The sequence below is a fragment of the Streptosporangium sp. H13245 genome (assembly GCF_055690525.1).
Map to the genome: position 1 here is coordinate 109,726 of NZ_JBSZKT010000011.1, position 22,618 is coordinate 132,343.

The window sequence follows — 22,618 nt, forward strand, 5'->3', positions numbered from 1 at the left end:
CTCAGGGACGCTCCTGGTAGGCGTCGGGGATGCCGTCGCCGTCGCGGTCGGCGGTCTCGGCCTCGTGGATGCGCCGGTAGGCCCGATTGCGCAGGCGGAGGACCAGCGTCGCCATCAGGGCCGCGACCAGGGAGCCCGTCAGGACCGCCACCTTGACGTGGGCGTCGCGCTCGCTTCCGGCCCCGAAGGCGAGTTCCCCGATGAGCAGGGAGACGGTGAACCCGATACCGGCCAGGACCGACAGCCCGCCCACGTCCACCCAGGCCAGGTTCTCGTCCAGGTCGGCGCGGGTGAAGCGGGCCACCAGCCAGGTCGCGGTCATGATCCCGATGGGCTTGCCGACCACGAGCCCGATGACGACGCCCACCGCGACCGGGTCGGCCAGGGCGGTGGCCAGGCCGCTCAGGCCGCCGATGCCCACCCCCGCCGACAGGAACGCGAACACCGGTACGGCCACCCCGGCCGAGAGCGGCCGAAGGCGGTGCTCGAAGTGCTCGGCCAGCCCGATCCCGGCGTCCGGGCCACCGGCCCGCTCACCGCGGACGACCGGAACCGTGAAGGCCAGCAGCACCCCGGCGACGGTGGCGTGCACGCCCGAGGCGTGCATCAGCGCCCAGGTCGCGGCGGCCAGCGGGAGCAGCAGCCACCAGGCGCGCACCCGGCGCCTCACGAGTACGGCGAAGATCGCCAGTGGCAGCAGCGTGCTCAGCAGCGGCAGTGGCGACAGGCGCTCGGTGTAGAAGATCGCGATGATGACGATGGCGAGCAGGTCGTCGACCACGGCCAGGGTGAGCAGGAAGGTACGCAGCGCCGCGGGCAGGAACCGGCCGATGACCGCGAGCACGGCCAGCGCGAACGCGATGTCGGTGGCCGTCGGGATCGCCCAGCCCCTCGCCACGTCGCCCCCGGCGCCGCTGGAGAGGGTGACGAGCAGGTACAGCACGGCCGGGACGATCACACCGCCGAACGCGGCCGCGACCGGCACCGCGGCCCGCCGCGCCTGGCGCAGGTCACCGGCGACGAACTCGCGTTTGAGCTCCAGCCCGGCCACGAAGAAGAAGATCGCGAGCAGCCCGTCGGAGGCCCAGACCGCCAGGCTCAGGTCCAGGTGCAGGGCCGCGGGCCCGACCTTGACGGCACGTAACGTCTCGTATTCTTTTGACCACGGGGAGTTGGCCCAGATCATCGCCGCCACCGCACCGGCCAGCAGCAGCGCCCCGCCGACGGTCTCTCCGCGCAGGATGTCCGCGACGCGGCGGGCCTCGTCCCACGAACCCCGGCTGAACAGGCGAGGTGTGCCGGGTGAGGTGCCGCTCATGAGTGCTCCACTTCAGGGATCGGGCCAGCCACTGCCGACCAGACTTCCCGGCGCACCGGCATCCACCCTATCCGGCGGGTCCACCGGAATCCGAGAGTGCCGCGATGGGAGAGCCGTCAGGTCGGCATCGGACGGGTCCACCGGAACCCGGGGCCGTGATGAGGGCATCGGGGTTTTACCGGACTCCGGGGTGCCGCGATGGGGGAGCTGTCAGGTCGGCATCGGGGTTTTACCGGGGGCCGCGATGAGGAGCCGTCAGGTCAGCGAGCCGGACAGTTCCGTGGCGGCGGCGGCGACCCGGGGACCCACGATGTCCGGGTCGAGCGGGGTGAAGGCGACCACGCCCACCGACGCCTCCAGCCAGGGGAGGCCGGACACGGGGGCGGCCACGCCTCTGGCCCCCTCCTGGAGCTGGCCCTCGGAGACCAGATAGCCGGTTCGGCCCTCACGCAGGGCGAGGATGGCCAGCCCCGCGGCACCCCGGCTCAGCGGGTGTCGGGAGCCCTCACGGTAGGCGACGTGCATGTTCGTCCAGGAGGGTTCGACCACCGCCACGGCCAGGCCGTCGTCGCCCTCGGCCACCGTCAGGTGCGCGGTCGCCCCGACCTCCTCCGCCAGCCTGCGCAGGGTGGGAAGGGCGCCCTCCCGCAGCAGCGGCTGTACGGCACGGGCCAGGACGAGGACCCCGAAGCCCAGGTGGACCCGCCCGCCGTCGTCCCGGCGGACGAAGCCCTCGCTCTGGAGGGTGGTGAGCAGCCGGTACACCGCCGGGCGGCTCAGCTCCAGCTCCGCCGCCAGCTCCGTGGGGGTACGGCCCCGCCGCCCGTCGGCGAGCAGGCGCAGCAGCCGCAGGCCGCGTTCCAGGGTCTGCGAGGATTCGGCCGGCATCTAGGAGGCCCGCTGGGCTGGAAGCATGCCCCGATTATCGCCCGGTATCCGGGACGCCCATCGTTTGGGCGTGGCCCGGTGTCCAGGACACCCGTCGCCTGTCACTCAGGGCGTCCGTCGGAGGTCCCGGCACGGGCGAGCGGCCCCGGCTTTCCCGCTAGCTGCAATGTCCGGGAGCCGTTTTCCTGAAATCCTCGATACGTGGCCATACGTTGCCTCATCGTCGACGACAACGACCGCTTCCGCAGCGCCGCCCGCGCGTTGCTCGAAGGGGAGGGGATCACCGTGGTCGGCATGGCCTGCGCGGGGGCCGAGGCTCTCCGGCAGGTCGACGACGTCCGTCCGGACGTCGCGCTCGTCGACATCGATCTCGGTGAGGAGAACGGCTTCGAGGTGGCCCGGCGGCTCGTGGCCGCGCGGCTCCGCCCTCCGCGCGTCATCCTGATCTCGACGTACGGGGAGAAGGACGTCGCGGAGATGATCGCGGCCAGCCCCGCCATCGCGTTCCTCTCGAAATCAGCCCTTTCCGGGGCGGCCATCCGCGAGATTCTCCGGGAAGCCGACGAGGAAGGGGGGCTCGACGGCCCCCCGCGCGGCCCGTGACGGTCCCCCGGCGGGCCCCTCAGTGGGCGTCGAGGAAGGTCAGCACGGCGAGTACGCGGCGATGGTCGTCCTCCGTCCCCGAGATCCGCATCCTGGACAGGATGCTGTGCACGTGCTTCTCGACCGTCCCCTCGGTGATCCAGAGCTTGTGCGCTATGCCGGAGTTGGAGCGTCCCTCGGCCATCAGGGACAGGACCTCCTGCTCACGCGCCGTGAGGAGCTCCAGCGGGTCGTCCCTGCGGTGGGTCCTGATGAGCTCCCGTACGAGACTCGGATCGACGACCGAGCCGCCCTGGTCGATGCGTTCGAGCGTCTCCACGAAGTCGTCCACACCGGTCACCCGGCTCTTGAGCAGGTAGCCGACCCGGTGCCCCGTGGCGAGAAGCTCCATCGCCTCCTCCACCTCGATGTGCGCCGACAGCAGGAGGATCCCCGTCTCCGGGAACTCCTCGCGGATCACCCGCGCCGCGTCAAGACCCTCGTTGGAGTGGGCCGGGGGCATCCGGATGTCGAGAATGACAAGATCGGGCCGGTGCCGCCGGACGAGGACGAGGATCTCCTCGGCATCTCCGGCCTGGCCGACGACCTCGAAGCCCGACCGTGACATGAGGCTCGCCAGCCCCTCGCGGAAAAGCACGTCGTCGTCCGCCAGCGCTATTCGTGTCCGGTGCTCGCCCACCGCTTCCCCCTTCGCCACGTGTTTCCCGCCGGGCTTTTATTACAGGAATGGTCACGCGAGGTTAAAAGAATTGCGCCTCGGCTGTCTTCGAAGGCCGTCCGTCGGCTGCCGGGACGGAATACGATCGGATAAAGCCGTAAATCCCTCCCACGGCATGCGAGTATCTTAGTCTCTATGCGCGAACGACTTCTGTCGTTGTTGCTGCGCACCAAGCGCCCGCCCCTTGTGGTGGGGATCATCTGTGGCGCCCTGTGTATCGCGGCGGAAGTTTTGCTGTCCCTTTTCCTGGAACGCGTGACGTCGGGCGATTTCCTGGAAGGGATCTATCTGCTCGGTGTCCTGCTGGTCTCGCTCGGCTGGGGGATGGGGCTGGGGGTGGTGACCCTGGCGGCCAGCGCCGTCGCCTTCAACTACTTCAACCTTCCGCCCGTGTGGAGTTTCGCGTACGGGACGCGCTGGCTCTGGACCCCGCTCCCGGTCTTCCTCATCGTCGGGCTGGTGACCAGCTCGATCGCGGCGCTGGCCCGTTCACTGGGCATCCAGGCGGACAAGCGCCGTCGCGAGGCGGATCTCGCCGCGCAACTGGCCCACATCCTGTTGCGTACGGAGGATCTGGAGGCGGCGCTGCCACCGGCCTCACGTCTCCTGGCACAGGCGCTGGGGGCGCCGGGCCTGGAGATCCGGCTTGAGGACGTCCCCGCGCAGGAGCGCGGGGAGGCGCTGCCGCTCATGGAGAACGACGTCAGGATCGGCACGCTCGTCCTGCCCTCCGGCGTTCCCGGGGCCGTACGAAGGCGTCTGCGCGAGCGGATGCTGCCCTCCCTGGAGGCGCTGCTGCGGGCGGCCCGTGATCGCGAGAACATCGAGATCGTCCTGGCGTCGAGCCGCGACGAGATCCGCCGGATCGCGCGGGAGCAGGCGGCGCTGCGCCGCGTCGCGACACTCGTGGCGCGGGGCATCTCCTCGACGGAGCTGTTCAACGCGGTCGCCTTCGAGATGGGCTCCCTCATGAGGGCGGATCACGTGGCGATCAGCCGCTACGACCCCGCCCACGTGACGGTGCTGGGCTCGTGGAGCCTGCGGGACGGGGTGGAGAAGGTGCTGCCCATCGGCTCGCAGTGGCCGCTCAACGAGGCGAGCGTCTCGGCCACCGTACTGAGGACGGGGCGTCCGACGCGAAGGGCGAGCTACGCCCAGAGCGTCGGGAAGATCGCGACCTGGGCGAGGAAGGTGGGGGTCACCTCCGCCGTCGGTTCTCCCGTCGTCGTCGACGGATCCCTGTGGGGTGTGATGCTCGTCTTCTCCAGCGCCCCGGAACCGAGGTTCGAGGGCGTGGAGGAGCGCATGATGGACTTCACCGAGCTGGTCGCGACCGCCATCTCGAACGCCCAGGCCCGCGCCGAGCTCGCCGCCTCCCGCGCCCGGGTCGTCGCCGCGTCCGACGAGACCCGCCGGCGCATCGAACGCGACCTGCACGACGGCGCCCAGCAGCGCCTGGTCTCGCTCGGGCTCGAACTCCGTGCCGCGGAGGCCGGGGTGCCGCCGCCGATGACCGAGCTCAGGGGACGGCTGTCCCAGGCGGTCCAGGGACTGACCGGGGTCGTGAGCGATCTGCAGGAGCTCTCGCGGGGCATCCACCCGGCGATTCTCTCGAAGGGCGGGCTCGTACCCGCGCTGAAGACGCTCGCGCGCCGCTCCGCCGTTCCCGTCGACCTCGAACTGGACTCCGTCCCGCGCCTGCCGGAGCGCGTCGAGGTGGCCATCTACTACACGGCGGCGGAGGCGCTGACCAACGTGGTGAAGCACGCGAACGCCTCCGTGGTGTACGTCACCCTGGGCGTGTCCGGAACGGCCGTCCGGCTCTCGGTCCGCGACGACGGGGGCGGAGGGGCCGACTACGGCGGGGGGTCGGGGCTCATCGGGCTCAGGGACCGCGTCGAGACGCTGGGCGGCAGGCTGACGGTAGTGAGCACCGAGGAGGAGGGGACGTCGCTCTCCGCGACGGTGCCGATCGCGGCGGTGCCGGTCTTGTAAAGCGCCTGATCGTGACGGTGCCGGTCTTGTAATGCGCCGATCATGGACGTTGTCGATCTTGTGATGCGTTGATCGTGGCGGTGCCGCTCTTGTGACGCGCCGATCGCGGCGGTGCCGGTTTTGTGACGGGGTCAGGGGTGTTCGGACATCTGGTGACCGGCGAGCGGGAGGCGGAGGATGAACCGCGCGCCGCCCATGGCGGAGTCCTCCACGTCGATGGTCCCCCGGTGGGCCTCGGCGATGTCGCGGGCGATCGTGAGGCCGAGACCGGTTCCTCCCCGGTTGCGGCAGCGGGCCGTGTCCAGCCGGGTGAACCGTTCGAAGATCCTTTCCCTGTCGGCGGCGGCGATGCCGTCGCCGTCGTCGGTGACGGCCAGCTCGCCGTACCGGCCCTTCCGGCACACCTCGACCAGTACCGCGTGCCTGGCGTGGCGCTGGGCGTTGTCCAGGAGATTGGCGAGGAGGCGGGCGATCTCCGCGTCGACGACGTTCGCCCTCACCCCGGGGGAGAGCCGCAGCCGTACGGGAACGCCGTCTCCGCGCCGTGAGACCGCCGCGCGGACCATTTCCCCCAGGTCCACGTTGACGAACGCGTCGGGAGTGTTCGCCCCCACCTTCGCCAGCACCAGCAGGTCGGTGACGATCGTCTGGAGCCTGCCGACCCCCTCCAGCGCGTCGTCCAGGAGCTTGTCCAGATCCGTCTCGCCGGGGTGCAGCCGCGCCTCCTCCAGGAGCGTCCTGAGCCCGGCGATCGGCGTGAACAGCTCGTGCGAGGCGTCGGACACGAACCGCCGCTGCTGGGTCAGCGACTGGTCGATCCGGCTCCTGGCGCTCTCCAGCCGGTTCAGCAGGTTGCCGGTGGCCAGGGCGAGATGCATGATCTCATCTGCCCTTGGAAGGCCGTGGAACCCGTTGCTCAGATCCTTGGCACGCGGCGACATGAGGGTCCGTTTCGGTATACGTCGACGAGTGCGCTTTCGTCGACGGCGGTGGAGTCTCTCACCTGCGGCTTGACGGCCCGGAAGGAGGTGCTCCCGCTCCGGGAAGTTGCCCGTCGCATCATGATGTCGCTCCGGCCGCCCGCCGTCTGCGCTGGCAGCCTCCGTTTGGCACCTCATGCCAGCCGGGTCCCCGGTATTCCCGCTAGCCGCAATGCCCCGCCGCCCTCTCCCCGGGTAGGATCCGCCGCCCACAGCCGGGGTGGCCGGTACGGGTTCGACAGGAGATACCGGAGATATCGGAATGCTGATGATTTCTTGACCGGGCTGTCGACTACATCGTGATCTGGGTAAAGTGCGGATCGATCGTTTTGTCTAGCTTTCTGGGGAGTTCAGGACATGCGACTTACACTGCGCCGGGCTCTCGCCGTGGGTGCCACGCTCGCGCTCGTCGGTGTCATGACACCCGGGGCCGCGTACTCGCAGGACGATCCCCGCAGCTGTAACGACCTGATGGGCCCCGACACTCCGGCCTACGTCGTCTGCACCTGGCTGGCCAAGCCGGACGAGGCCCTCGGGGTCGCGCTCTTCTGGGGGGCCGACGACAACGCCAACCTCAAGGAGGCCACCCCGAGCGACGGCAAGTTCATCGACTGCTCGGCTCCCGGGTCGTTCTGCCCCGAGGCGCCCGACGGCGGTTCCGAGGGCGACGAGAACTCGCCCTTCCCCGAGGGGGCCGACGACGGTGGCCTGCCCGAGTGCGAGGCGGGCCAGCCGTGCTCGGTCGACGGGCACGGCGAGGGCGGCGACGGCACGGTCTCCGGCCCTGAGCAGACCGGCACCTCCACCCCGGCGCCGACCTCCGGCACCACGAACGTCCAGCTCCCCGACGCCGCCGCCGCGGCCAGGACTCCCGCCGGTCAGGCGATCACCGCCGCGAAGGCCGTACAGCTGAGGGTCTGGATCGACACCGAGCTGGCCGACGACTGGAAGGCCGGAACCGAGACCTTCAACGCCGCCGTCAAGCGCATCGGCGCGCTGGCCGCGCGCCCCGAGGTCGCGGGCATCCGGTTCACCTCCCAGCTGGGCTACAACACCACGTTCAAGACGGACGCGGAGATCACCGCCTTCGTCGCCGCGGCCTCCGGCGCCCTCCGCCAGGCCGCGCCCGGCAAGCGGCTGGGCATCCACACGGTGGTGCCCGAGCTGGCCTGCGGCGCGAGCGACGCCTGCAAGGCCGAGATGCGCAAGCGGTACCCGCTGCTCGCTCCCGAGAAGATCGAGTCTCCCCTGATCGCGGGCCACGTCGACCAGCTCTCCCTGGACACCGGCCTGCTGTACGGCGGCTACGACACCTGGAAGATCAACGCCGAGCAGGCCCACCTCAACCAGTGGATCCAGGTCCGCGCCCGGTCGTGGGACGTCCTGGCCCAGATCGCCGCCGAGGAGACCGGGCTCGTCGGCGAGGTGACCGCCACCAAGATCGCCTCCCGGCTGTCGGTGCCCGTCAAGGACGGCGCCGCCCAGCAGGTGAACGTGTGGACCAGCGTCCAGAACGCCCAGGGCGCCGTGAACCGGCTGACCGCCTGGGACCAGTTGAAGAAGCTCACCCCGATCCAGCGCCGCCTGGCCGCCGTCTACAACCCGGCCAACCCCGAGACGGACACGGCCACCGACCTCAAGAAGCTCTCCGAGGTCTTCGGCCAGATCTATCTCACGACCGCCTGACACGCCGAGGCCACCTCGGGAGTCACGCGCTCCCGAGGTCGGTGAGGTGCTCCATGGCCGTGAGGTCGATCTCCATGGCGCTCGTCCCCGGGGGCAGGCCCAGCGCCTGAACCGTACCGGCGCGCAGCTCGCCCGCGTGGCCCAGCACGGCCTCGCCGACGAGGAGCTCCAGGCAGCGTCCCGGCAGCCAGGGCGCGTACTCGGTGGGCCGCGTGACCAGCCCGGCCCCCATGACGTGCGCCGCCGTACGCGCGGCGTCGACCGCGCGGGCCCACGACGACTCACCGGTCAGGGCGGCGGCGAGGTGGCGGGGCTGGGCGGGGATGGCGGCGTTCAGCGCGTCGAGCTGGTCGTCGGTGGGGCGGCGGTCCGCCCGGGGGCGCGGCGGGAGGCCGCCGCTCGCGAGGGGGGTGAAGACCGCCCCCTGTTCGAAGATCGCCGGGGCGCGGTTTCCCCGGTCGAGGTTGAGCCCCAGCGCCCTCAGCAGCCCGGGGAGAAGCGTGGTGCGCAGCGACGGCTCGCGCGGGCTGATCGGGTTCGTGAGCGTCAGCGCGGCCCGGCGCGGGTCGTCGGGCGCCAGGCCGAAGGCGTCCCACGCGGTGTCGCAGACGAAGGGGAAGCCCGGCGTCTCGACGTACCCCGCTCCCGCCAGCGCGTGCCCGATCCGCCGCCGCAGGTTCTGCGACCGGGTCAGTCCTCCACCGGCCTCCCGTCTTCGCACGCTCCCGGCACCGTGGCCGCGCGCCAGCGGGATGGTCTCCATGTCGGGTACGGCCCGCGCGGCGGGTACGGCCCGCGTCGTGGCCGTGGCCCGGGGAAGGGGCCTGGGCCGCGACCTGCCGGTGGCGAACTCGTCCATTCCGAGGGGGAAGCGGATGTCGCCGTCGACGACGTCACGCATGTCCTTCAGCCCGTGCCGGAGCATCAGCGTGCGCTCGACGCCCATGCCGAAGGCGAAGGCGCCGTACCTGTGCGGATCGACGCCGCAGGCGGCCAGCACCCGGGGATGGACCATGCCGCACCTGCCCCACTCGATCCACCCCTCGCCGCCGCAGGTCCCGCACGGACCCGCCTTCTCCGGGGTGTCACGGCAGACCGCGCACTCCACGTCCACCTCCGCCGACGGGTCGGTGTGGGCGAACCTGCGGGTACGGAGCCGGGTCGCCGTACCCCTGCCGAACATGGAGACGGCGAAGTGGTCGAGGGTCTTCTTCAGGTCGACCATGGTGAGGCCCAGGTCGATGGCGAGGCCCTCCACCTGGTTGAACACGGGGCTGTGGGTGGCGTCGGCCACGTCGGGCCTGAAGGCGCGGCCCGTACAGATCATGCGAAGGGGAGGGGGCGTGCCGAGCATCGTCCTCACCTGCACGGGTGAGGTGTGTGTACGCAGCACGAGGCCCGACCTCCGGCCGGGGTCCGAGGGGGTCTCGACGTAGAAGGTGTGCTCGGGGGCGCGGGCGGGGTGGTGGTCGTCCATGTTGAGGGCGTCGAAGGCGAACCACTCGGCATCGACCTCGGGTCCCTCGGCGACGCGGTAACCGAGGTCGAGGAAGACGTCGGTTATCTGCTCGGCCATGACGGTCACCGGATGCCGGGCCCCACGCGAGTCATGCGGCGCACTCCCGGCGCGACCGCTGGATGCGCTCCTCATCAACTGCTTCTGCCTTCTTCCTCTGTGGGGATGTATGGGGCTTTACGGGGTGCTTCTCGCGTTTCCCCGAGGAGGCCCGGCTCCTGAGGCGGTCAGGCGAAGGCCGCCGGATCGCCTTCCGGCCGGGACGTGACGGGAAGCGAGCGGAAGCGCGGATCGTGGCGACCGGACGGCCTCACGCGCGAGACGCGAGATCACCTTCTGGAAAGGGATCGGCGTGCGACGCCCGTTCGGGAACATCGGCGCTCACGCGTCATTCCGAGCCTTCGCCACTCTGTGCGCTCGTGTGACTACCCAAAGTTATTGCTCGGTCAATGGTGAGTCAACACGCCACCAGGCCGGTGACGGGGCGGGGCCGGTTCGGGGGCTGGCGGGGCGCGGCCGATTCGGGGCGCGGTCGATCCGAGAGGGGAGTGGCGGGGGCGGGGGCGGCCGGGGGCGCGGACACTGGTCGGCCGGTGCCGGTGCCGGTGCCGGTGCCGGTTTCGGCTCCGGGCGAGGTCGGCGGGAGTGGCGGTCGGCCGGTGCCGGTTCCGGATGGGGTCGGTGGGAACGGGGGTTGGCGGGACCGGACCCGATCGGGGTGCCCGGCCCGGGTGTGGGCGGGGTGCCTCGATCGGGTCCGGTTAGTCGGCCGTTCCGGAGTCCGGAGCCAGAGCCCAGAGCCCTGGCCAGGTGGCCGGAGTCCGGAACCCAGAGCCCGAGCCGGGTGGCCGGAGTCCGGAGCCAGGTGGCCGGGTCGGGGCCGGAAGGTCAGCCCGCCCGGGTCTGGGCGAGATATCCGGCGAACTCCTCCAGGGAGATGAGGCCGTCACCGTCCTGGTCGATCCTGGCGACGGCCACCGCGGCCGCCTCCGGGGTGATCGGCTGGCCGAGCACCTCCATGAGCCTCGTCAGCTCGGGGACCGAGATGAGGCCGTCACCGTCAACATCAACGATCTTGAAAGTCGTCGCGTAGTCGTCCGCCACGATTGCATCCGCCTTCGGCAGCAGGGAAATCAGACGCCAAGCACACTAGCGGGATTCGAGGCGCACCCTCCGACGGAAAGCGGAGGATTCCAGTCACTCCGGACGCCGCCGGAGTGCACGGCCGTTCCGCGTCCCGCCGGGCTCTTGATCGTCCCGGACCTCGCCGAGTGTTCTCGCGCTTCCGAAGCCCGCCAAGGTTCCTGCGCGACCCCCGATCCCGCCGAGGCTCCCGGTCGCACCGGATCCTGCCGAGGCTCCCGGTCGCACCGGATCCTGCCGGGTTTCCGGTTGTGGCGGATCCAGCCGAGGGTCACGGTCGCGCTGGACCTTGCTGGACTGCTCGCCGTCTGGATTTTGCTGAGCTGCTCGCCGTTCCGAAGCCTGCCACGCTTCCTGGCCCCCGGATCCCGCCGAAGCTTCCGGCCGCACCGGATCCTGCCGAGGCTCCCGGTTGCGCTGGACCTTGCTGGACTGCTCGTCGTTTCGAAGCCCGTCAAGCTTCCCGGCCCCCCCGGACCTCGCCGAGGGGCTTCCGGTCGTGGCGAGGGCGCCGCCGATTCGATCGGCGGCGCCCCTTTTGGTCGCGCTCGGTCCCGCTTGGTCCCGCAGCCCTTCACGTCGTTCAGCGTTCCGTGTTCAGCGTTCCGCGTTCAGGTGCCGCGTCGTTTCGCGTTCCGTCACGTCATCCCTCTGCCGACGTGGACGGAGCGGCGAGGACCGGCCGGACGGTTCAGGCGCGCGCACCGGCCATGGCCTGGCACGCCTCGGCGCACATCCGGCACGCGTTGGCGCACTCCTTCATCATCGTGTCGCTGCCCATGGCCATGCACGCCTCGGCGCACTTGCTCGCCACCTTCGCGCACATCGCGGCCATCTCCATCGCCATCGGCGACTGACGCATCATCATGTCCGCGCAGATGCGGGTTATGTCGGCACAGTCCATGAGCGGAGCCATCATCGCCATGTCGGCATACTGGCCCCCCTGCATGAGGCAGTAGGTCATGGTCTGCTCGCAACGGCTGTGGCTCTCCATGCACGCATCGATGCACTTCTGCATCCGAGGGCTCATCTTTACCGCGTGGCTCATGCTTTCTCCCCGTTTTCGTGACCGCTCTGCTTCAACGGCCGAAGATCTCGCAACAGGGTTCTGCCCCTGTCAAGCACCTCTGCCTGCCGAGAAGTTCTGGCTTTAGCCGCAGATGAGAATAGTTTTGTGTATAAATTCACCCATCATTTGTAGGGTTAGTAGGGAAAGGTGGGGGCGGTCCGACCACCGTGGCCGGACCGCAGCCACCGAACCGTCATCGCTGGATCACCGATGCCAGGCCGTCATCGGGCCGCCGGTACCAGGCCGCCCCCGGACCACCGGTGTCAGACCACCGCGCCCGACCCCTCGCGGGCCGGTGACGGTCCCCTCCGCTTGGGCCGTGGCGGCGCGCCGGGACTGCGCCTCTCCAGCTCGATGGCGAGCGGCCCCGCGACCAGCGCGGAGGAGAGCGTGCCGACGACGATCCCGATCAGCAGCGCCACCGCGAAGTCGGTCAGCGAGTCGCCGCCGAGCACCGCCAGCGCGGCCAGGATGAACAGCGCGCCCAGGCCGGTGTTGACCGTACGGGGAACGGTCTGCAGGATCGCGGTGTTCGTCACCTCGGCGAACGAGGCTTTCGGCCGTGCTCCCCACAGTTCGCGGACCCGGTCGAAGACCACGACCTTGTCGTTGACCGAGTAGCCGATCACGGTGAGCATCGCGGCCAGGAACACCCCGTCCACCGGCTTGCCCAGCCACGCGAACGCGCCGATCACGATCGCCGCGTCGGCGACCAGGGCCAGTACCGCCGCCAGCCCGAACGTCCAGCGGAACCGGAAGGCGAGATAGGCGAGCTGCGCGGCGAGCGCGAGACCCAGTGCGATCAGCGCGTTGCGGCGCAGCTCGTCCCCGAGGCTCGGCCCGACGAGCTCGTCGCGCTCCTTGGTGACCTGCCCGCCCCCGCTCTCCAGCGCGCTCTCGATCCGGACCACGTCGGCGGGACTGATCTGACCGGCCCGTACGGAGATGTCCTCGCCGGAGGACTGCACCACCGCGTTGGGGAACCCGGCCCCGCTGACGAGCTCGCGGGCGGCGTCGGCGGTCATCGGGGTGCTCGTGGAGTACTCCACGAGTCGGCCCCCAGTGAACTCCACGCCGAAGTCGAGCCCCCGTACCGCGACTCCCGCCACGGACGCGGCCACCAGCACGCAGGTGACCAGGAAGTACACCGCGCGGCGGCTCATCAGGTCCGGCCTGCGCGCGTTCAGCCAGGTGCGGACGCGGCCGATGTCGGACAGACCGGTCAGCCGGGGCCGCGAGGACACGGCCTGGAGGCTCACCGCCCACTGGGCCAGGACGCGCGTGATGACCATCGCGGTGATCAGCGAGGCGATCACACCGATGCTCAGCGTGACGCCGAACCCGCGTACCGGCCCGGACGCCAGGAAGAACAGCAGCCCGGCGGCGAGCAGCGTGGTGATGTTGGAGTCGGCCACCGCGCTCCACGCGTTGCGGAAGCCCTTCTCCAGCGCGCCCCTGAACCCCGGCTCGGCCGCGTACTCCTCCCGTGCCCGTTCGAAGACCAGCACGTTGGCGTCGACCGCCATGCCGATCGCCAGGACGAAGCCCGCCAGTCCCGGCAGGGTGAGCGTGGCGCCGAGTCCCACCAGCGCCGCGTACGAGATCAGCGCGTAGCAGGCCAGGGCGAAGGCGGCGATGAGGCCCACCAGCCGGTAGGTCACGACGATGAACAGCGCGGTGAGCGCGATGCCGATGACCGCGGCCTGGGCGCTGGCGGTGATCGCGGCGGCGCCGAGCGTCGGGCCGACGGTCCGCTGCTCGACGATCTCGACGGGTACCGGCAGCGAGCCGCCCTTGATCAGCAGGGCCAGGTTCGCGGCCTCCTCCGAGGTGAAGGTGCCGGTGATCTGGGTGGAGCCGCCGGGCAGGCCGACGTCGCAGGCCACGCCCTCGTTCACCTGGGGTGAGACGATCACCTTGGAGTCGAGCACGATGGCGATCCTGCGTTTGGGGTCGCCCGCCTCGTTGCAGGCGGCCTGGCCGGTCAGCTTGGCCCAGTCCGCGCGTCCCCCGTCGCGGAAGTCGACGGTGACGAACCAGCCGCTGCCCTGCTGGGCGTCGATCCCCGCCGCGGCGCCGCTGACGCCGTCGCCGGTGAGGGCGGCCGGTCCGACGTGCAGCGGGCCACCGCTCTCGTCGGGCAGGATCTGCTCGCCCTTCTTCGGCTGGGTCCCGGCCGAGGGGTCGGGGACACCGAGGACGGGGTGGAAGGTGAGCTGCGCGGTCTTGCCGATGACCTCGGCGGCCTTGGTCGGGTCCTGCACGCCGGGCAGTTCCACGATGATGCGCCGCTCGCCGGAGCGGGCCAGCGGCGCGTCCGCCACACCCAGGCCGTCGGCCCGGCGGCGGAGTACCTCAAGGGTGCGGTCGGTGGCCGCGGCGTCGGCCTTGACGGTCGGTGAGTCTCTGGTCTCCAGTACGAGCTGGGTGCCGCCGCGCAGGTCGAGACCGAGGCGCGGCGACATGGTCAGGGCGATGAACAGCGAGGTGGCGATGACGGCGAGCGCCGCCACCGCGCGTACCACCGGGGCACGCGACATGGAAGCCTCCACAGGCTGGGGAATTGTCCTCGGGGGATACCGGAGGGACCTTTCTGGGACACCGGCATGCTTCGCGTACGGAGCGAACGCCTTCCTGACACGAGCGGCCTTCAGGCTCGGTGACCTTCAGAAGGCGGCCTTCAGGCTCGGTGGCCGTCGGGCGCGGGAAAGACGTTCTCCGGGTACGGCGAAAGGCCCGGAGGGGCTCCGGGGTGGTTCAGCCGGTTGTGGAGGCGGGTGGTGCGCGCCCCGGCCTGACGAGCAGGGCCGCGAGCGGGCGGGTGTCGTCGTCGCGGGCCGGGCGCGAGTCGCGGCCGGTGGCGAGGGACAGGTGCCGGAGGTTCGCCGGTGGGGTCGCGAGCGGATGGCCGCCCCCGCCCCCCAGGCCGATCCCGGCGGCGGAGAGGCCGGTGACGAGGGCGTTCCCGTGCCCGCCGTCGGAGACCGGGCGGGACAGCCGCTGGTGCTCGCCGGAGGTCTGGGCGACGGTGGTGTGCCGCAGGAGGACGGCGGCGCCGCCCCCGCTCAACCCTCCGGAGACGAGCAGCGGCAGCAGCAGGGCGAGCAGCCAGCCGAAGGGCGCGCCGCGCCTCAGCTGTCGCATGATCTCCTCCTGGCCGTCCCGTCCACCGTAACGTGCCGGAGGCTTCTTGATCTCGCCACCACCGGCCCAATGTCAGCGTTGTCTCATAAACCTGCCAAGGGAGGGTAGTGCGGACGCATGCGACTCACCTACACAGCTGATCTGTGGTGGAAGAACGCCGTCGTCTACTGCCTGGACGTGGAGACCTACAAGGACGGGAACGGTGACGGCATCGGTGATTTCCGGGGCCTGACCCAGCAGATCGACCACCTGGACCGGCTCGGGGTGACCTGCATCTGGCTGATGCCGTTCTTTCCCAGTCCCAGCCGCGACGACGGCTACGACATCAGCGACTTCTACTCGGTCGACCCCCGCCTGGGCACCCTCGGCGACTTCGTGGAGTTCATGCGTACCGCCAGGGACCGGGGCATGCGGGTGATCGCCGACCTGGTGGTCAACCACACCTCCGACGAGCACCCCTGGTTCAAGGAGGCCCGCTCCAGCCGCGACTCTCCCAAGCGGGACTGGTACATCTGGCAGGACGAGCCCGGCCCCGTCGATCCCAAGGCGATCGTCTTCCCCGACAAGGAGGACAGCCTCTGGGAGCTGGACAAGAAGACCGGCCAGTACTACTACCACAGCTTCTACAGGTTCCAGCCCGACCTGAACACGGCGAACCCGCAGGTCCGCGACGAGATCGCGCGCATCCTCGGCTTCTGGATGGAACTCGGCCTGTCCGGCTTCCGGGTGGACGCGGTGCCGTTCCTGATCGAGGGCATCGGCGGCGACCCGCACGAGTTCCTCGCCGACCTGCGCGCCTTCATGAACCGCAGGGACGGCACCTCGATCCTGCTGGGCGAGGTCAACCTGCCCTACCCGGACCTGATGAAGTTCTTCGGTGACGCCGGGAACGGCGACGAGGTCACCATGTGCTTCGACTTCATCGCGATGCAGCGCTTCCACCTGTCGATGGCCCGCCAGAACCCGGAGGCCCTCGCCGAGGCCCTGCGCGACCGGCCGGAACCGCCCGACGACTCCCAGTGGGCGATGTTCGTCCGCAACCACGACGAGCTGACCCTGGACAAGCTCACCGAGGCGCAGAAGCACGAGGTCTTCGACGCCTTCGGTCCCGACAAGAACATGCAGGTGTACGACCGGGGCCTGCGCCGCCGCCTTCCCCCGATGCTCGGCGGCGACCTGCGGCGGCTCAAGCTGGCCTACAGCGTGCTGTTCTCCCTGCCGGGCACACCCGTGCTCTTCTACGGCGAGGAGATCGGCCTCGGCGAGAACCTGAAGGCCGAGGGCCGGATGGCGGTCCGGGTCCCGATGCAGTGGTCGGCCAAGGGCGGCTTCTCACCCGACCCGAAGACCAGTGTCCCCTCGCCCACCGGCAAGTACGGCCCGCGCAACGTCAACGTCGCGGACCAGCGCCGCGACCCCGACTCGCTGCTCCGCTGGATCACGCTCCTGGTCGAGCGCTACCGGGAGTCGCCCGAGCTAGCCTGGGGCGCGTACGAGATCCTGGACGCCGGTGACGTGGCCGTGCTGGCCCACCGGGCCGACGCCGAGGGCGGCACCGTGGTCGCCGTCCACAACTTCGCCGACCGCGAGGCGAAGGTGGACCTCGTCCTCGAAAAGCTCGACACCTGCGAGGTGCTGGTCGACCTGCTGGTGGACGGCACCCTCGATCTGCCCGCCGACGGCCGGGTGAAGTTCACGCTGGAGCCGTACGGCACCCGCTGGCTCCGCGCCTCCATCCCCGACGCGGCCCCGGAGGAGACCTCGGCCAAGAGCGGGTGACCTGGCCTGAAGCCGCCGGGCTCAAGGGGTGTCCTGCGGCTCGGTGGCCTCTCCCAGCTCGGTGAAGAGTGTGAGCTGGAGCCCGGCCGGGCCCTCAAGGCGGGAGTTGAGCGAGTTCCACGGCGTCCGGACGGGTTCGGCGATCACCGTGGCCCCGGCCCCGGACAGCTCGGCGGTGACGGCGGCCGAGTCGTCCACCTCGAACGCCACCCGGATGTGCCCGGCCACCCTCCGCCCCACCTCGACCCGGTCGATGAACTCCGCCTGCGGCGGGTCGGCGATCTCCAGGGTGGCCCGGCCCGCCTCCAGGATCGTCACCCGCCCGTCGGGCGAGGAGTACGCGGCCCGCTCGGGCAGGCCGAGCACGTCGCGGTAGAAGCGCAGCGCCTCGTCATAGTCGGCGGCGGTGACGACCAGGCGCAACTCTCGAACGGTCATCTGAATCCTCTCAACGCGGGAGACCCCTGCCCTCAGGCGTGGGGGAAGCCAGGACGGCTCCCATGGTGATCGCGGACATCCCGACCACGACAGCACGACCACCCCCACCCGGCATTCCCGACTCGTCTTTCCGACCACCGCGCCTCCGGCTCCCGAAGACCGTCCCCCGGCCACCGCGCCCTCGACTTTTCCCCAACATGGCCCCGTATCGATGAACCGTCAGGGCGAAGCGTGTTGGATATTCACCGCACCGATTAGATCCTGGACGAGGAGGTGGCCGAGGTCACGCCCGCGTACCGGCTGATTGCCGAGACCCGCTTCCCGCTCGCCTGACATCACGTACCGCCACGATCGGAGAGAACGCAGTGACAGCCACAGTCGCGGCGCAGCCGCAGACCTCGGAGTCGTTTCTGGCCGGGCCGTTGCCCGCATACGTCTACGACCTGGTCGAGCTCGACGCACACGTCAAGGACATCCGTGCCGCGCTGGGAGACGTCGAGCTGTACTACGCGGTGAAGGCCAACCCCGATCCGAGGCTGATGCGGACGCTCGCCCCGTACGTCGACGGCTTCGAGGTCGCCTCGGGGGGCGAGCTCGCGCACGTGCGGGAACACTTCCCGGACACGCCGGTCGCGCTGGGCGGGCCGGGCAAGACGGACGCCGAGCTGTTCGGCGACGTGACCCGCCTGCACGTCGAGAGTCCCGGCGAGCTGCGCCGCCTGCTCGCCTCGGGCCGCCAGGCGGACGTGCTGCTGCGGGTCAACCTGGACATCCCGATCGAGGGGGCCTCGCTGGCGATGGGCGGCGGCGCCACGCCGTTCGGGATGGACCCGGCCGGGATCGCCGAATGCGTCGCCCTGCTGGAGCCCCAGAGTGCCGTACGGCTGCGCGGGATCCACGCCCATCTGGCCAGCGGGCTCGACGCGCCCCGGATGCTGGAGCTGGCGGCGGCCGTCCTGGACTACGCGCGGACGCTGGGGGTGACCGAGATCAACCTCGGCGGGGGCATGGCCGTCTCCTACACCGACCCCGCCGACCGGTTCGACTGGACGGCCTACGGCAAGGGCCTGGCCGGGCTCCGTCGTCCCGGTGAGACGCTCAGGATCGAGCCGGGTCGCTCGCTGACCGTCTACTGCGGGAAGTACGTGACGCGCGTCATCGACGTCAAGCGCGTCCACGGCGAGCTGTTCGCGGTGGTGGCGGGCGGGACCCACCACATCCGTACCCCCGCCACCAAGGGCCACGACCAGCCGCTGGTCATGACGGAGGCCGGTGAGCCGATCACGATCGTCGGCCAGCTCTGCACTCCCAAGGACACCCTGGCCCGCCGGGTCCCCATCGCCCTCAAGCCCGGTGACCTGGTGGAGTTCACGATGGCGGGCGCCTACGCCTGGAACATCTCCCACCATGACTTCCTGATGCACCCGAAACCGAGCTTCCACTATCTGAGCCGATAGCTATCTGAGCCGGTAGGGCCGAAGAGGACGCCCGCGGGCGCCGACCCGGGTACGGGAACACCTTCCGGTACGCATATGCTGCGCATCGTCGTTTTCATGTGTCAGGCAGTGTTCAACGTGCTCAAGAGGGAGAAGCTCACCGTGTACAAGGAGTTCGCGATCGAGGCCGTGGTCTGGCTGATCCCCGTCGTAGTGCTGCTCGGGCTCGCTTTCATGATCACTGCCCCTCAGTAGAACCCCGCCCCGGCGGGTCAGCGCTCGGCCAGAACGATCACCGAGTCGCCGGGGCCGAGACGCAGGGACCGCGATTTGTCCGGGTTGAGGACGACGCCGAAATGAGGGGCCTCGTTCACGCGATCCGCCAGACGGTAGCCGATCGCGGTCTCCCCACGGCGCCGGGCCGACTCGATCACCGAGGCGAAGTCGACCGGCGCCCCCGGGCGGACGTACAGCTCCGCGGGGCGCGGGTAGATCTCCGAGCCTCCCGAGTCGAAGAGCTGGCCGAACACGTCGGCCAGGTGCCGATTCTCGGCGAGCTGGGCCAGCAGCAGGCCGATCACCGTGTCGCTGATCACGATGTCGTCGGCCTTGGTGACCTCGGCCAGGCTCCGGTTGTTCTCGTCGTGCATCTCGCTGACGATGGAGTAGCGCTCGCCGAGTGAGGACTGCATGTCGCGCAGCTGGAGCAGGGTCATCAGCGTGCGCGTGTCGGCGTGGCCGGGGCTGTAGCGGTCGTCGGAGAGCACGATCACGTGCTGGTAGAGGCCCAGGCCGAGCGACTCCAGCGCGTAGCGGTCGGAGGTGTCGCAGTCCTTGACGTTGACCGTGAGGTTGGACAGCGCCTCGAAGCCGATCGCCGCGTCGGGGTGGTCGGAGGCGATGTCCAGGACCGAGCCCGGCGCCACGTAGCCGTTGAGGTAGCGGACGACCTGGCGGCCCCGGCCGTTCCAGTTGAGGACCAGGGTGCGCTCGGGGCCCGGCCTGGTGTGCTCGGCCAGGACGATCGACTCCTCGCGGGCCGAGGGCATTCCGGCGGCCAGGTGGATCATCGAGTCGTCGTGGGCGATCACGATGATCTCGTCGGAGGCGGAGATCACGGTGTCCATGAGCGGGTTCAGCATGACCGCGCCGTCCCGGCGCAGCCCGATCACCGTGGCGGTCTGGTACGCCGGGAGCACCTCGCCGTACGTCATGCCGGTGAAGCCGGGGTCGGAGCGCAGGTAGATCTCCCCGTCGCTGAAGTTGAGCAGGTCCATGCAGACCACGGACATGCCCGACTGCCGTGACGACTGCACGATGAGCCGGGAGGCGGTGTCGTCGGAGTCGACGAGGTGGACCTCCGGGCCGCCCGCGAGACGCGCGGCGGCCATGTTGGAGCTCCCGGCGATGGCGGCCACCACCGGCGGGTGGCCACCGGGCCGCTTGGCCAGGGCGAGCAGTGTCTTGATGACGTGCGCGTCGGGGTCCTCGCCCTGCGGGGAGAGGACGACGACCGAGCGGGCCCCGGCCAGGTTCATCAGGTCGAGGTCGGTCGGCTCGGTGGGCCGCCCGGTCCGGCAGACCAGCCGGGTCCTGCCGGTCTCGCCCGCGAACTGCCGGATCTCGTCCTCCATGGCGAGCTTGTCCTTGTCGGCGAGGATCGTGATGACCGACCTGCGGTCGCTCGCGTGCGCCTGGACCAGCTCGCCGACGATCGTGAAGACCTGCTCCGACCAGCCCAGGATCACGATGTGGCCGGTCTCGATGATCCGGGACCTGCCCTTGCGCAGCTCCTCGAACCTGCTCTTGAGGTCGTTGGCCAGGACGCCGACCAGGGCGCTGACGATGAAGAGCCCGCCCAGCGACGCGACGAACATCAGGGCGACGAACGGCGCGCTGCCGGTGTCGCTGGCCACCTTCCCCGGGCTCAGCGCGCGCATCAGCGTCATCCACAGCATGCCGGGAGCGCCGCTGTGCTTCGCGGCCTCGTCCGGGGTCAGCCACAGGCTCAGCGCCGTGACCAGCAGGATCAGGCCGAGAGAGATGACGGCGAGCCACCCGATCAGCGCGGTTGTGCCCCGTGACATGGTGTTGTCGAACCAGTAACGCAGGCGTTCTCGGAGCGTCGCCCTCGGCACAGAATTCCTCCCCCGTCGGTAAAGCAGAGTCAACGATTGTACAAAAATTACCGATCATCGAGGGTGTCGCCAGCCGCCAGCCGCCAGTTGCCAGCCGTCGCCGAGGCCGAGCAGCCGCCAGTTGCCAGCCGTCGGCCGTCGCCGAGGCCGAGCAGCCGGAGAGCCCGCTCCACAGCCGCTCCTCGTTCGTGTGGAACGTCTCGACGACGGAGCCGAGGCGCCGTCGTCGTGCGCTGTTCGAGGCCGGATCACCCCACCGGCCGGACACATCGCGGCAGGGGCGGGTGGCCGGGCGGTGACGAGGCCCGCCGATCCGTCCGGTTCACCCGACCTGGCTCCACGGGATGGCCTCGATGCGCTCGATGTGCTCCTCGCCCCACTCGCCCAGCGGCGCCATCACGGCGTTGAGCGAATGACCAAAATCGGTGAGGGAGTACTCCACTTTCGGCGGGACCTGGCGATACACCTCCCGATGCAGCAGCCCGGTGGTCTCCATCTCTCGCAGTTGCAGGATCAGCACCCGCTCGCTGATGTCGGGAATCGCGCGCCGCAACTCCCCGAATCGCAAGGGGCCATCCTGGAGCGCGAACAGGATCAGCCCCTTCCACTTGCCTCCCATGACGGCGATGGCAGCGTCGAGCCCGCAGGTGAATGTCCGTTTCTTGGCCTTCTCCACCGACCCATACTTACATTTTCATCAGTATCTGACAAAATTGTCGGTACTTGAGAAAATATCAGTACTCCGGCCAGCATGAACCAGGCGCCGCGCCAAGACCACGAGGGTCTCCAAATGGCCCGCTCACCTCCTTATCCCTGTGGCTGGAGTTATGCATATGACCGAGAAGAACGTGACACCGGTGACCGTCATCGGCCTGGGCTCGATGGGCAGGGCACTGGCCGAGGCCTTCATCCGGGCCGGACACCCGGCCACCGTCTGGAACAGGACCTCCGCCAAAGCCGGGCCCCTCGTCGCCATGGGAGCCGGGCACGCGGAGGCCGTCGAGGACGCGGTGGCGGCGAGTCCGCTGGTCATCACCTGCCTGACCACCTTCGATGACATCCGGGCGGTCCTGCGGCCGGCTGCCGCGTCGCTGCGCGGGCGGGCCCTTGTCACCCTGAACAGCGGTTCCCCGGCGGGTGCCCGCGAGATGGCCGCCTGGGCCATCGACCACGGCGCCCGGTTCCTGGCCGGGGCGGTCAAGAACGTGCCCTCGGCCGTGGGGGCACCGGACACCCTGCTGTACTACAGCGGCGACAGGGCCGTTTTCGAGGAGTTCGAGACGACCCTGAAGGTGCTGGGCGGCGACACCGTCCACCTCGGCGCCGAGACCGACCTCGCCGCCCTGTACGAGATGGCGGTGGGCGCCATCCTGCTGCCCGCTCTCGTCGGCTTCTTCCAGGGCGCCGCCGCCGTCCAGGCGCGCGGGCTGGAGGCGGCCTCCATGGTGCGGTTCGCCGGCAGGTGGCTGGACATGATCAGGTCCTTGCTGCCGATCTACGCCAAGGAGATCGACAGTGGTGACTACACCAACGCCGCCTCCTCGGTGAACCTCTTCCTGGCCGGGGCGGCCCACGACGAGGACCTGGCCAAGGAGACGAACGTCGACACGGCCTGGCTCGCCCCACTGAATGACCTGGTGAGGCGGGCGGCCGAGGCGGGCCACGGCGACCACAGCATCTCGGCCCTCACCGAGATGCTCAGAAAACCGGCGCGGCCGAGCCTGTCGCGGACCGGCGTGCGCCAGTCCTCGTAGGCGTCCTCGGCCG

At 70.2% G+C, this 22,618-nt stretch carries 19 protein-coding genes; 7 read left to right on the plus strand and 12 right to left on the minus strand.

The features are described from left to right. Window position 1 precedes the first annotated feature (1 nt). Entirely contained in the window at window positions 2-1,318 is a 1,317-nt protein-coding gene (gene nhaA, locus ACW9TB_RS19350) for a Na+/H+ antiporter NhaA (RefSeq protein ID WP_472749400.1), read from the minus strand. A 255-nt stretch (window positions 1,319-1,573) separates the two neighbouring features. Next, window positions 1,574-2,206: an IclR family transcriptional regulator gene (locus ACW9TB_RS19355; protein WP_472749401.1), complete on the minus strand. Its 633-nt coding sequence runs from the start codon at window positions 2,204-2,206 to the stop codon at window positions 1,574-1,576. A 201-nt stretch (window positions 2,207-2,407) separates the two neighbouring features. Here ACW9TB_RS19355 and ACW9TB_RS19360 point away from each other — a divergent pair, with 201 nt between their 5' ends. Continuing rightward, window positions 2,408-2,809, plus strand: coding sequence for a response regulator (locus tag ACW9TB_RS19360; protein WP_472749402.1), 402 nt, complete (start codon window positions 2,408-2,410; stop codon window positions 2,807-2,809). Between the two features lie 19 nt (window positions 2,810-2,828). Here the strand turns inward: ACW9TB_RS19360 and ACW9TB_RS19365 are convergent, their stop codons facing one another. Continuing rightward, window positions 2,829-3,506, minus strand: coding sequence for a response regulator (locus tag ACW9TB_RS19365; RefSeq protein WP_472749403.1), 678 nt, complete (start codon window positions 3,504-3,506; stop codon window positions 2,829-2,831). A gap of 156 nt (window positions 3,507-3,662) precedes the next feature. On the opposite strand from ACW9TB_RS19365, the gene ACW9TB_RS19370 reads away from it, so the two are divergent. Beyond that, window positions 3,663-5,522, plus strand: a complete 1,860-nt coding sequence (locus ACW9TB_RS19370) for a sensor histidine kinase (RefSeq protein WP_472749404.1) — start codon at window positions 3,663-3,665, stop codon at window positions 5,520-5,522. Between the two features lie 131 nt (window positions 5,523-5,653). On the opposite strand, the gene ACW9TB_RS19375 is transcribed toward ACW9TB_RS19370, so the two are convergent. Continuing rightward, entirely contained in the window at window positions 5,654-6,400 is a 747-nt protein-coding gene (locus ACW9TB_RS19375; RefSeq protein ID WP_472749405.1) for a sensor histidine kinase, read from the minus strand. 459 nt (window positions 6,401-6,859) lie between these two features. On the opposite strand from ACW9TB_RS19375, the gene ACW9TB_RS19380 reads away from it, so the two are divergent. Then, a complete protein-coding gene (locus ACW9TB_RS19380) occupies window positions 6,860-8,188 on the plus strand; it encodes a hypothetical protein (protein ID WP_472749406.1) in 1,329 nt (442 codons plus the stop codon). Between the two features lie 22 nt (window positions 8,189-8,210). On the opposite strand, the gene ACW9TB_RS19385 is transcribed toward ACW9TB_RS19380, so the two are convergent. The 5 genes from ACW9TB_RS19385 to ACW9TB_RS19405 form a co-directional block, all read right to left on the minus strand. Further along, window positions 8,211-9,839, minus strand: coding sequence for a tRNA ligase subunit PheS family protein (locus ACW9TB_RS19385; RefSeq protein WP_472749407.1), 1,629 nt, complete (start codon window positions 9,837-9,839; stop codon window positions 8,211-8,213). Between the two features lie 753 nt (window positions 9,840-10,592). Continuing rightward, complete coding sequence (locus ACW9TB_RS19390; protein WP_472749408.1) at window positions 10,593-10,808, minus strand: EF-hand domain-containing protein; 216 nt, start codon at window positions 10,806-10,808, stop codon at window positions 10,593-10,595. A 730-nt stretch (window positions 10,809-11,538) separates the two neighbouring features. Further along, window positions 11,539-11,895: a four-helix bundle copper-binding protein gene (locus ACW9TB_RS19395; protein ID WP_472749409.1), complete on the minus strand. Its 357-nt coding sequence runs from the start codon at window positions 11,893-11,895 to the stop codon at window positions 11,539-11,541. A gap of 284 nt (window positions 11,896-12,179) precedes the next feature. Continuing rightward, entirely contained in the window at window positions 12,180-14,456 is a 2,277-nt protein-coding gene (gene secD / locus ACW9TB_RS19400; RefSeq protein ID WP_472749410.1) for a protein translocase subunit SecD, read from the minus strand. Window positions 14,457-14,673: 217 nt separating this feature from the next. Beyond that, entirely contained in the window at window positions 14,674-15,060 is a 387-nt protein-coding gene (locus ACW9TB_RS19405; protein WP_472749411.1) for a hypothetical protein, read from the minus strand. A 117-nt stretch (window positions 15,061-15,177) separates the two neighbouring features. Between ACW9TB_RS19405 and ACW9TB_RS19410 the strand changes: the two genes are divergently transcribed. Next, window positions 15,178-16,839 (plus strand): alpha-amylase family protein, encoded by a 1,662-nt coding sequence (locus ACW9TB_RS19410; protein WP_472749412.1) that lies wholly within the window; start codon window positions 15,178-15,180, stop codon window positions 16,837-16,839. A gap of 21 nt (window positions 16,840-16,860) precedes the next feature. Here ACW9TB_RS19410 and ACW9TB_RS19415 read toward each other — a convergent pair whose 3' ends face one another. Continuing rightward, on the minus strand, window positions 16,861-17,277 hold the full coding sequence (locus ACW9TB_RS19415) for a VOC family protein (protein ID WP_472749413.1): 417 nt from the start codon (window positions 17,275-17,277) through the stop codon (window positions 16,861-16,863). A gap of 365 nt (window positions 17,278-17,642) precedes the next feature. On the opposite strand from ACW9TB_RS19415, the gene ACW9TB_RS19420 reads away from it, so the two are divergent. Together ACW9TB_RS19420 and ACW9TB_RS19425 are read left to right on the plus strand one after the other, a co-directional pair. Beyond that, a complete protein-coding gene (locus tag ACW9TB_RS19420; protein WP_472749414.1) occupies window positions 17,643-18,734 on the plus strand; it encodes an alanine racemase in 1,092 nt (363 codons plus the stop codon). Window positions 18,735-18,830: 96 nt separating this feature from the next. Beyond that, a complete protein-coding gene (locus ACW9TB_RS19425) occupies window positions 18,831-18,968 on the plus strand; it encodes a hypothetical protein (protein ID WP_472749415.1) in 138 nt (45 codons plus the stop codon). A gap of 17 nt (window positions 18,969-18,985) precedes the next feature. Here the strand turns inward: ACW9TB_RS19425 and ACW9TB_RS19430 are convergent, their stop codons facing one another. Together ACW9TB_RS19430 and ACW9TB_RS19435 are read right to left on the minus strand one after the other, a co-directional pair. Continuing rightward, on the minus strand, window positions 18,986-20,851 hold the full coding sequence (locus ACW9TB_RS19430; RefSeq protein WP_472749416.1) for a CASTOR/POLLUX-related putative ion channel: 1,866 nt from the start codon (window positions 20,849-20,851) through the stop codon (window positions 18,986-18,988). A 322-nt stretch (window positions 20,852-21,173) separates the two neighbouring features. Next, complete coding sequence (locus tag ACW9TB_RS19435) at window positions 21,174-21,527, minus strand: winged helix-turn-helix transcriptional regulator (protein WP_472749417.1); 354 nt, start codon at window positions 21,525-21,527, stop codon at window positions 21,174-21,176. 157 nt (window positions 21,528-21,684) lie between these two features. Here ACW9TB_RS19435 and ACW9TB_RS19440 point away from each other — a divergent pair, with 157 nt between their 5' ends. Beyond that, window positions 21,685-22,605: an NAD(P)-dependent oxidoreductase gene (locus ACW9TB_RS19440; RefSeq protein WP_472749418.1), complete on the plus strand. Its 921-nt coding sequence runs from the start codon at window positions 21,685-21,687 to the stop codon at window positions 22,603-22,605. Window positions 22,606-22,618: the final 13 nt, after the last annotated feature.

Coding starts and splice junctions, on each gene's coding strand:
- ACW9TB_RS19425 (WP_472749415.1), top strand. CDS start 18,831: ATGTGTCAGGCAGTGTTCAACGTGCTCAAGAGGGAGAAGCTCACCGTG.
- ACW9TB_RS19415 (WP_472749413.1), bottom strand. CDS start 17,277: ATGACCGTTCGAGAGTTGCGCCTGGTCGTCACCGCCGCCGACTATGAC.
- ACW9TB_RS19405 (WP_472749411.1), bottom strand. CDS start 15,060: ATGCGACAGCTGAGGCGCGGCGCGCCCTTCGGCTGGCTGCTCGCCCTG.
- secD (WP_472749410.1), bottom strand. CDS start 14,456: ATGTCGCGTGCCCCGGTGGTACGCGCGGTGGCGGCGCTCGCCGTCATC.
- ACW9TB_RS19370 (WP_472749404.1), top strand. CDS start 3,663: ATGCGCGAACGACTTCTGTCGTTGTTGCTGCGCACCAAGCGCCCGCCC.
- ACW9TB_RS19410 (WP_472749412.1), top strand. CDS start 15,178: ATGCGACTCACCTACACAGCTGATCTGTGGTGGAAGAACGCCGTCGTC.
- ACW9TB_RS19380 (WP_472749406.1), top strand. CDS start 6,860: ATGCGACTTACACTGCGCCGGGCTCTCGCCGTGGGTGCCACGCTCGCG.
- ACW9TB_RS19375 (WP_472749405.1), bottom strand. CDS start 6,400: ATGCATCTCGCCCTGGCCACCGGCAACCTGCTGAACCGGCTGGAGAGC.
- ACW9TB_RS19395 (WP_472749409.1), bottom strand. CDS start 11,895: ATGAGCCACGCGGTAAAGATGAGCCCTCGGATGCAGAAGTGCATCGAT.
- ACW9TB_RS19440 (WP_472749418.1), top strand. CDS start 21,685: ATGACCGAGAAGAACGTGACACCGGTGACCGTCATCGGCCTGGGCTCG.
- ACW9TB_RS19385 (WP_472749407.1), bottom strand. CDS start 9,839: ATGAGGAGCGCATCCAGCGGTCGCGCCGGGAGTGCGCCGCATGACTCG.
- ACW9TB_RS19355 (WP_472749401.1), bottom strand. CDS start 2,206: ATGCCGGCCGAATCCTCGCAGACCCTGGAACGCGGCCTGCGGCTGCTG.
- nhaA (WP_472749400.1), bottom strand. CDS start 1,318: ATGAGCGGCACCTCACCCGGCACACCTCGCCTGTTCAGCCGGGGTTCG.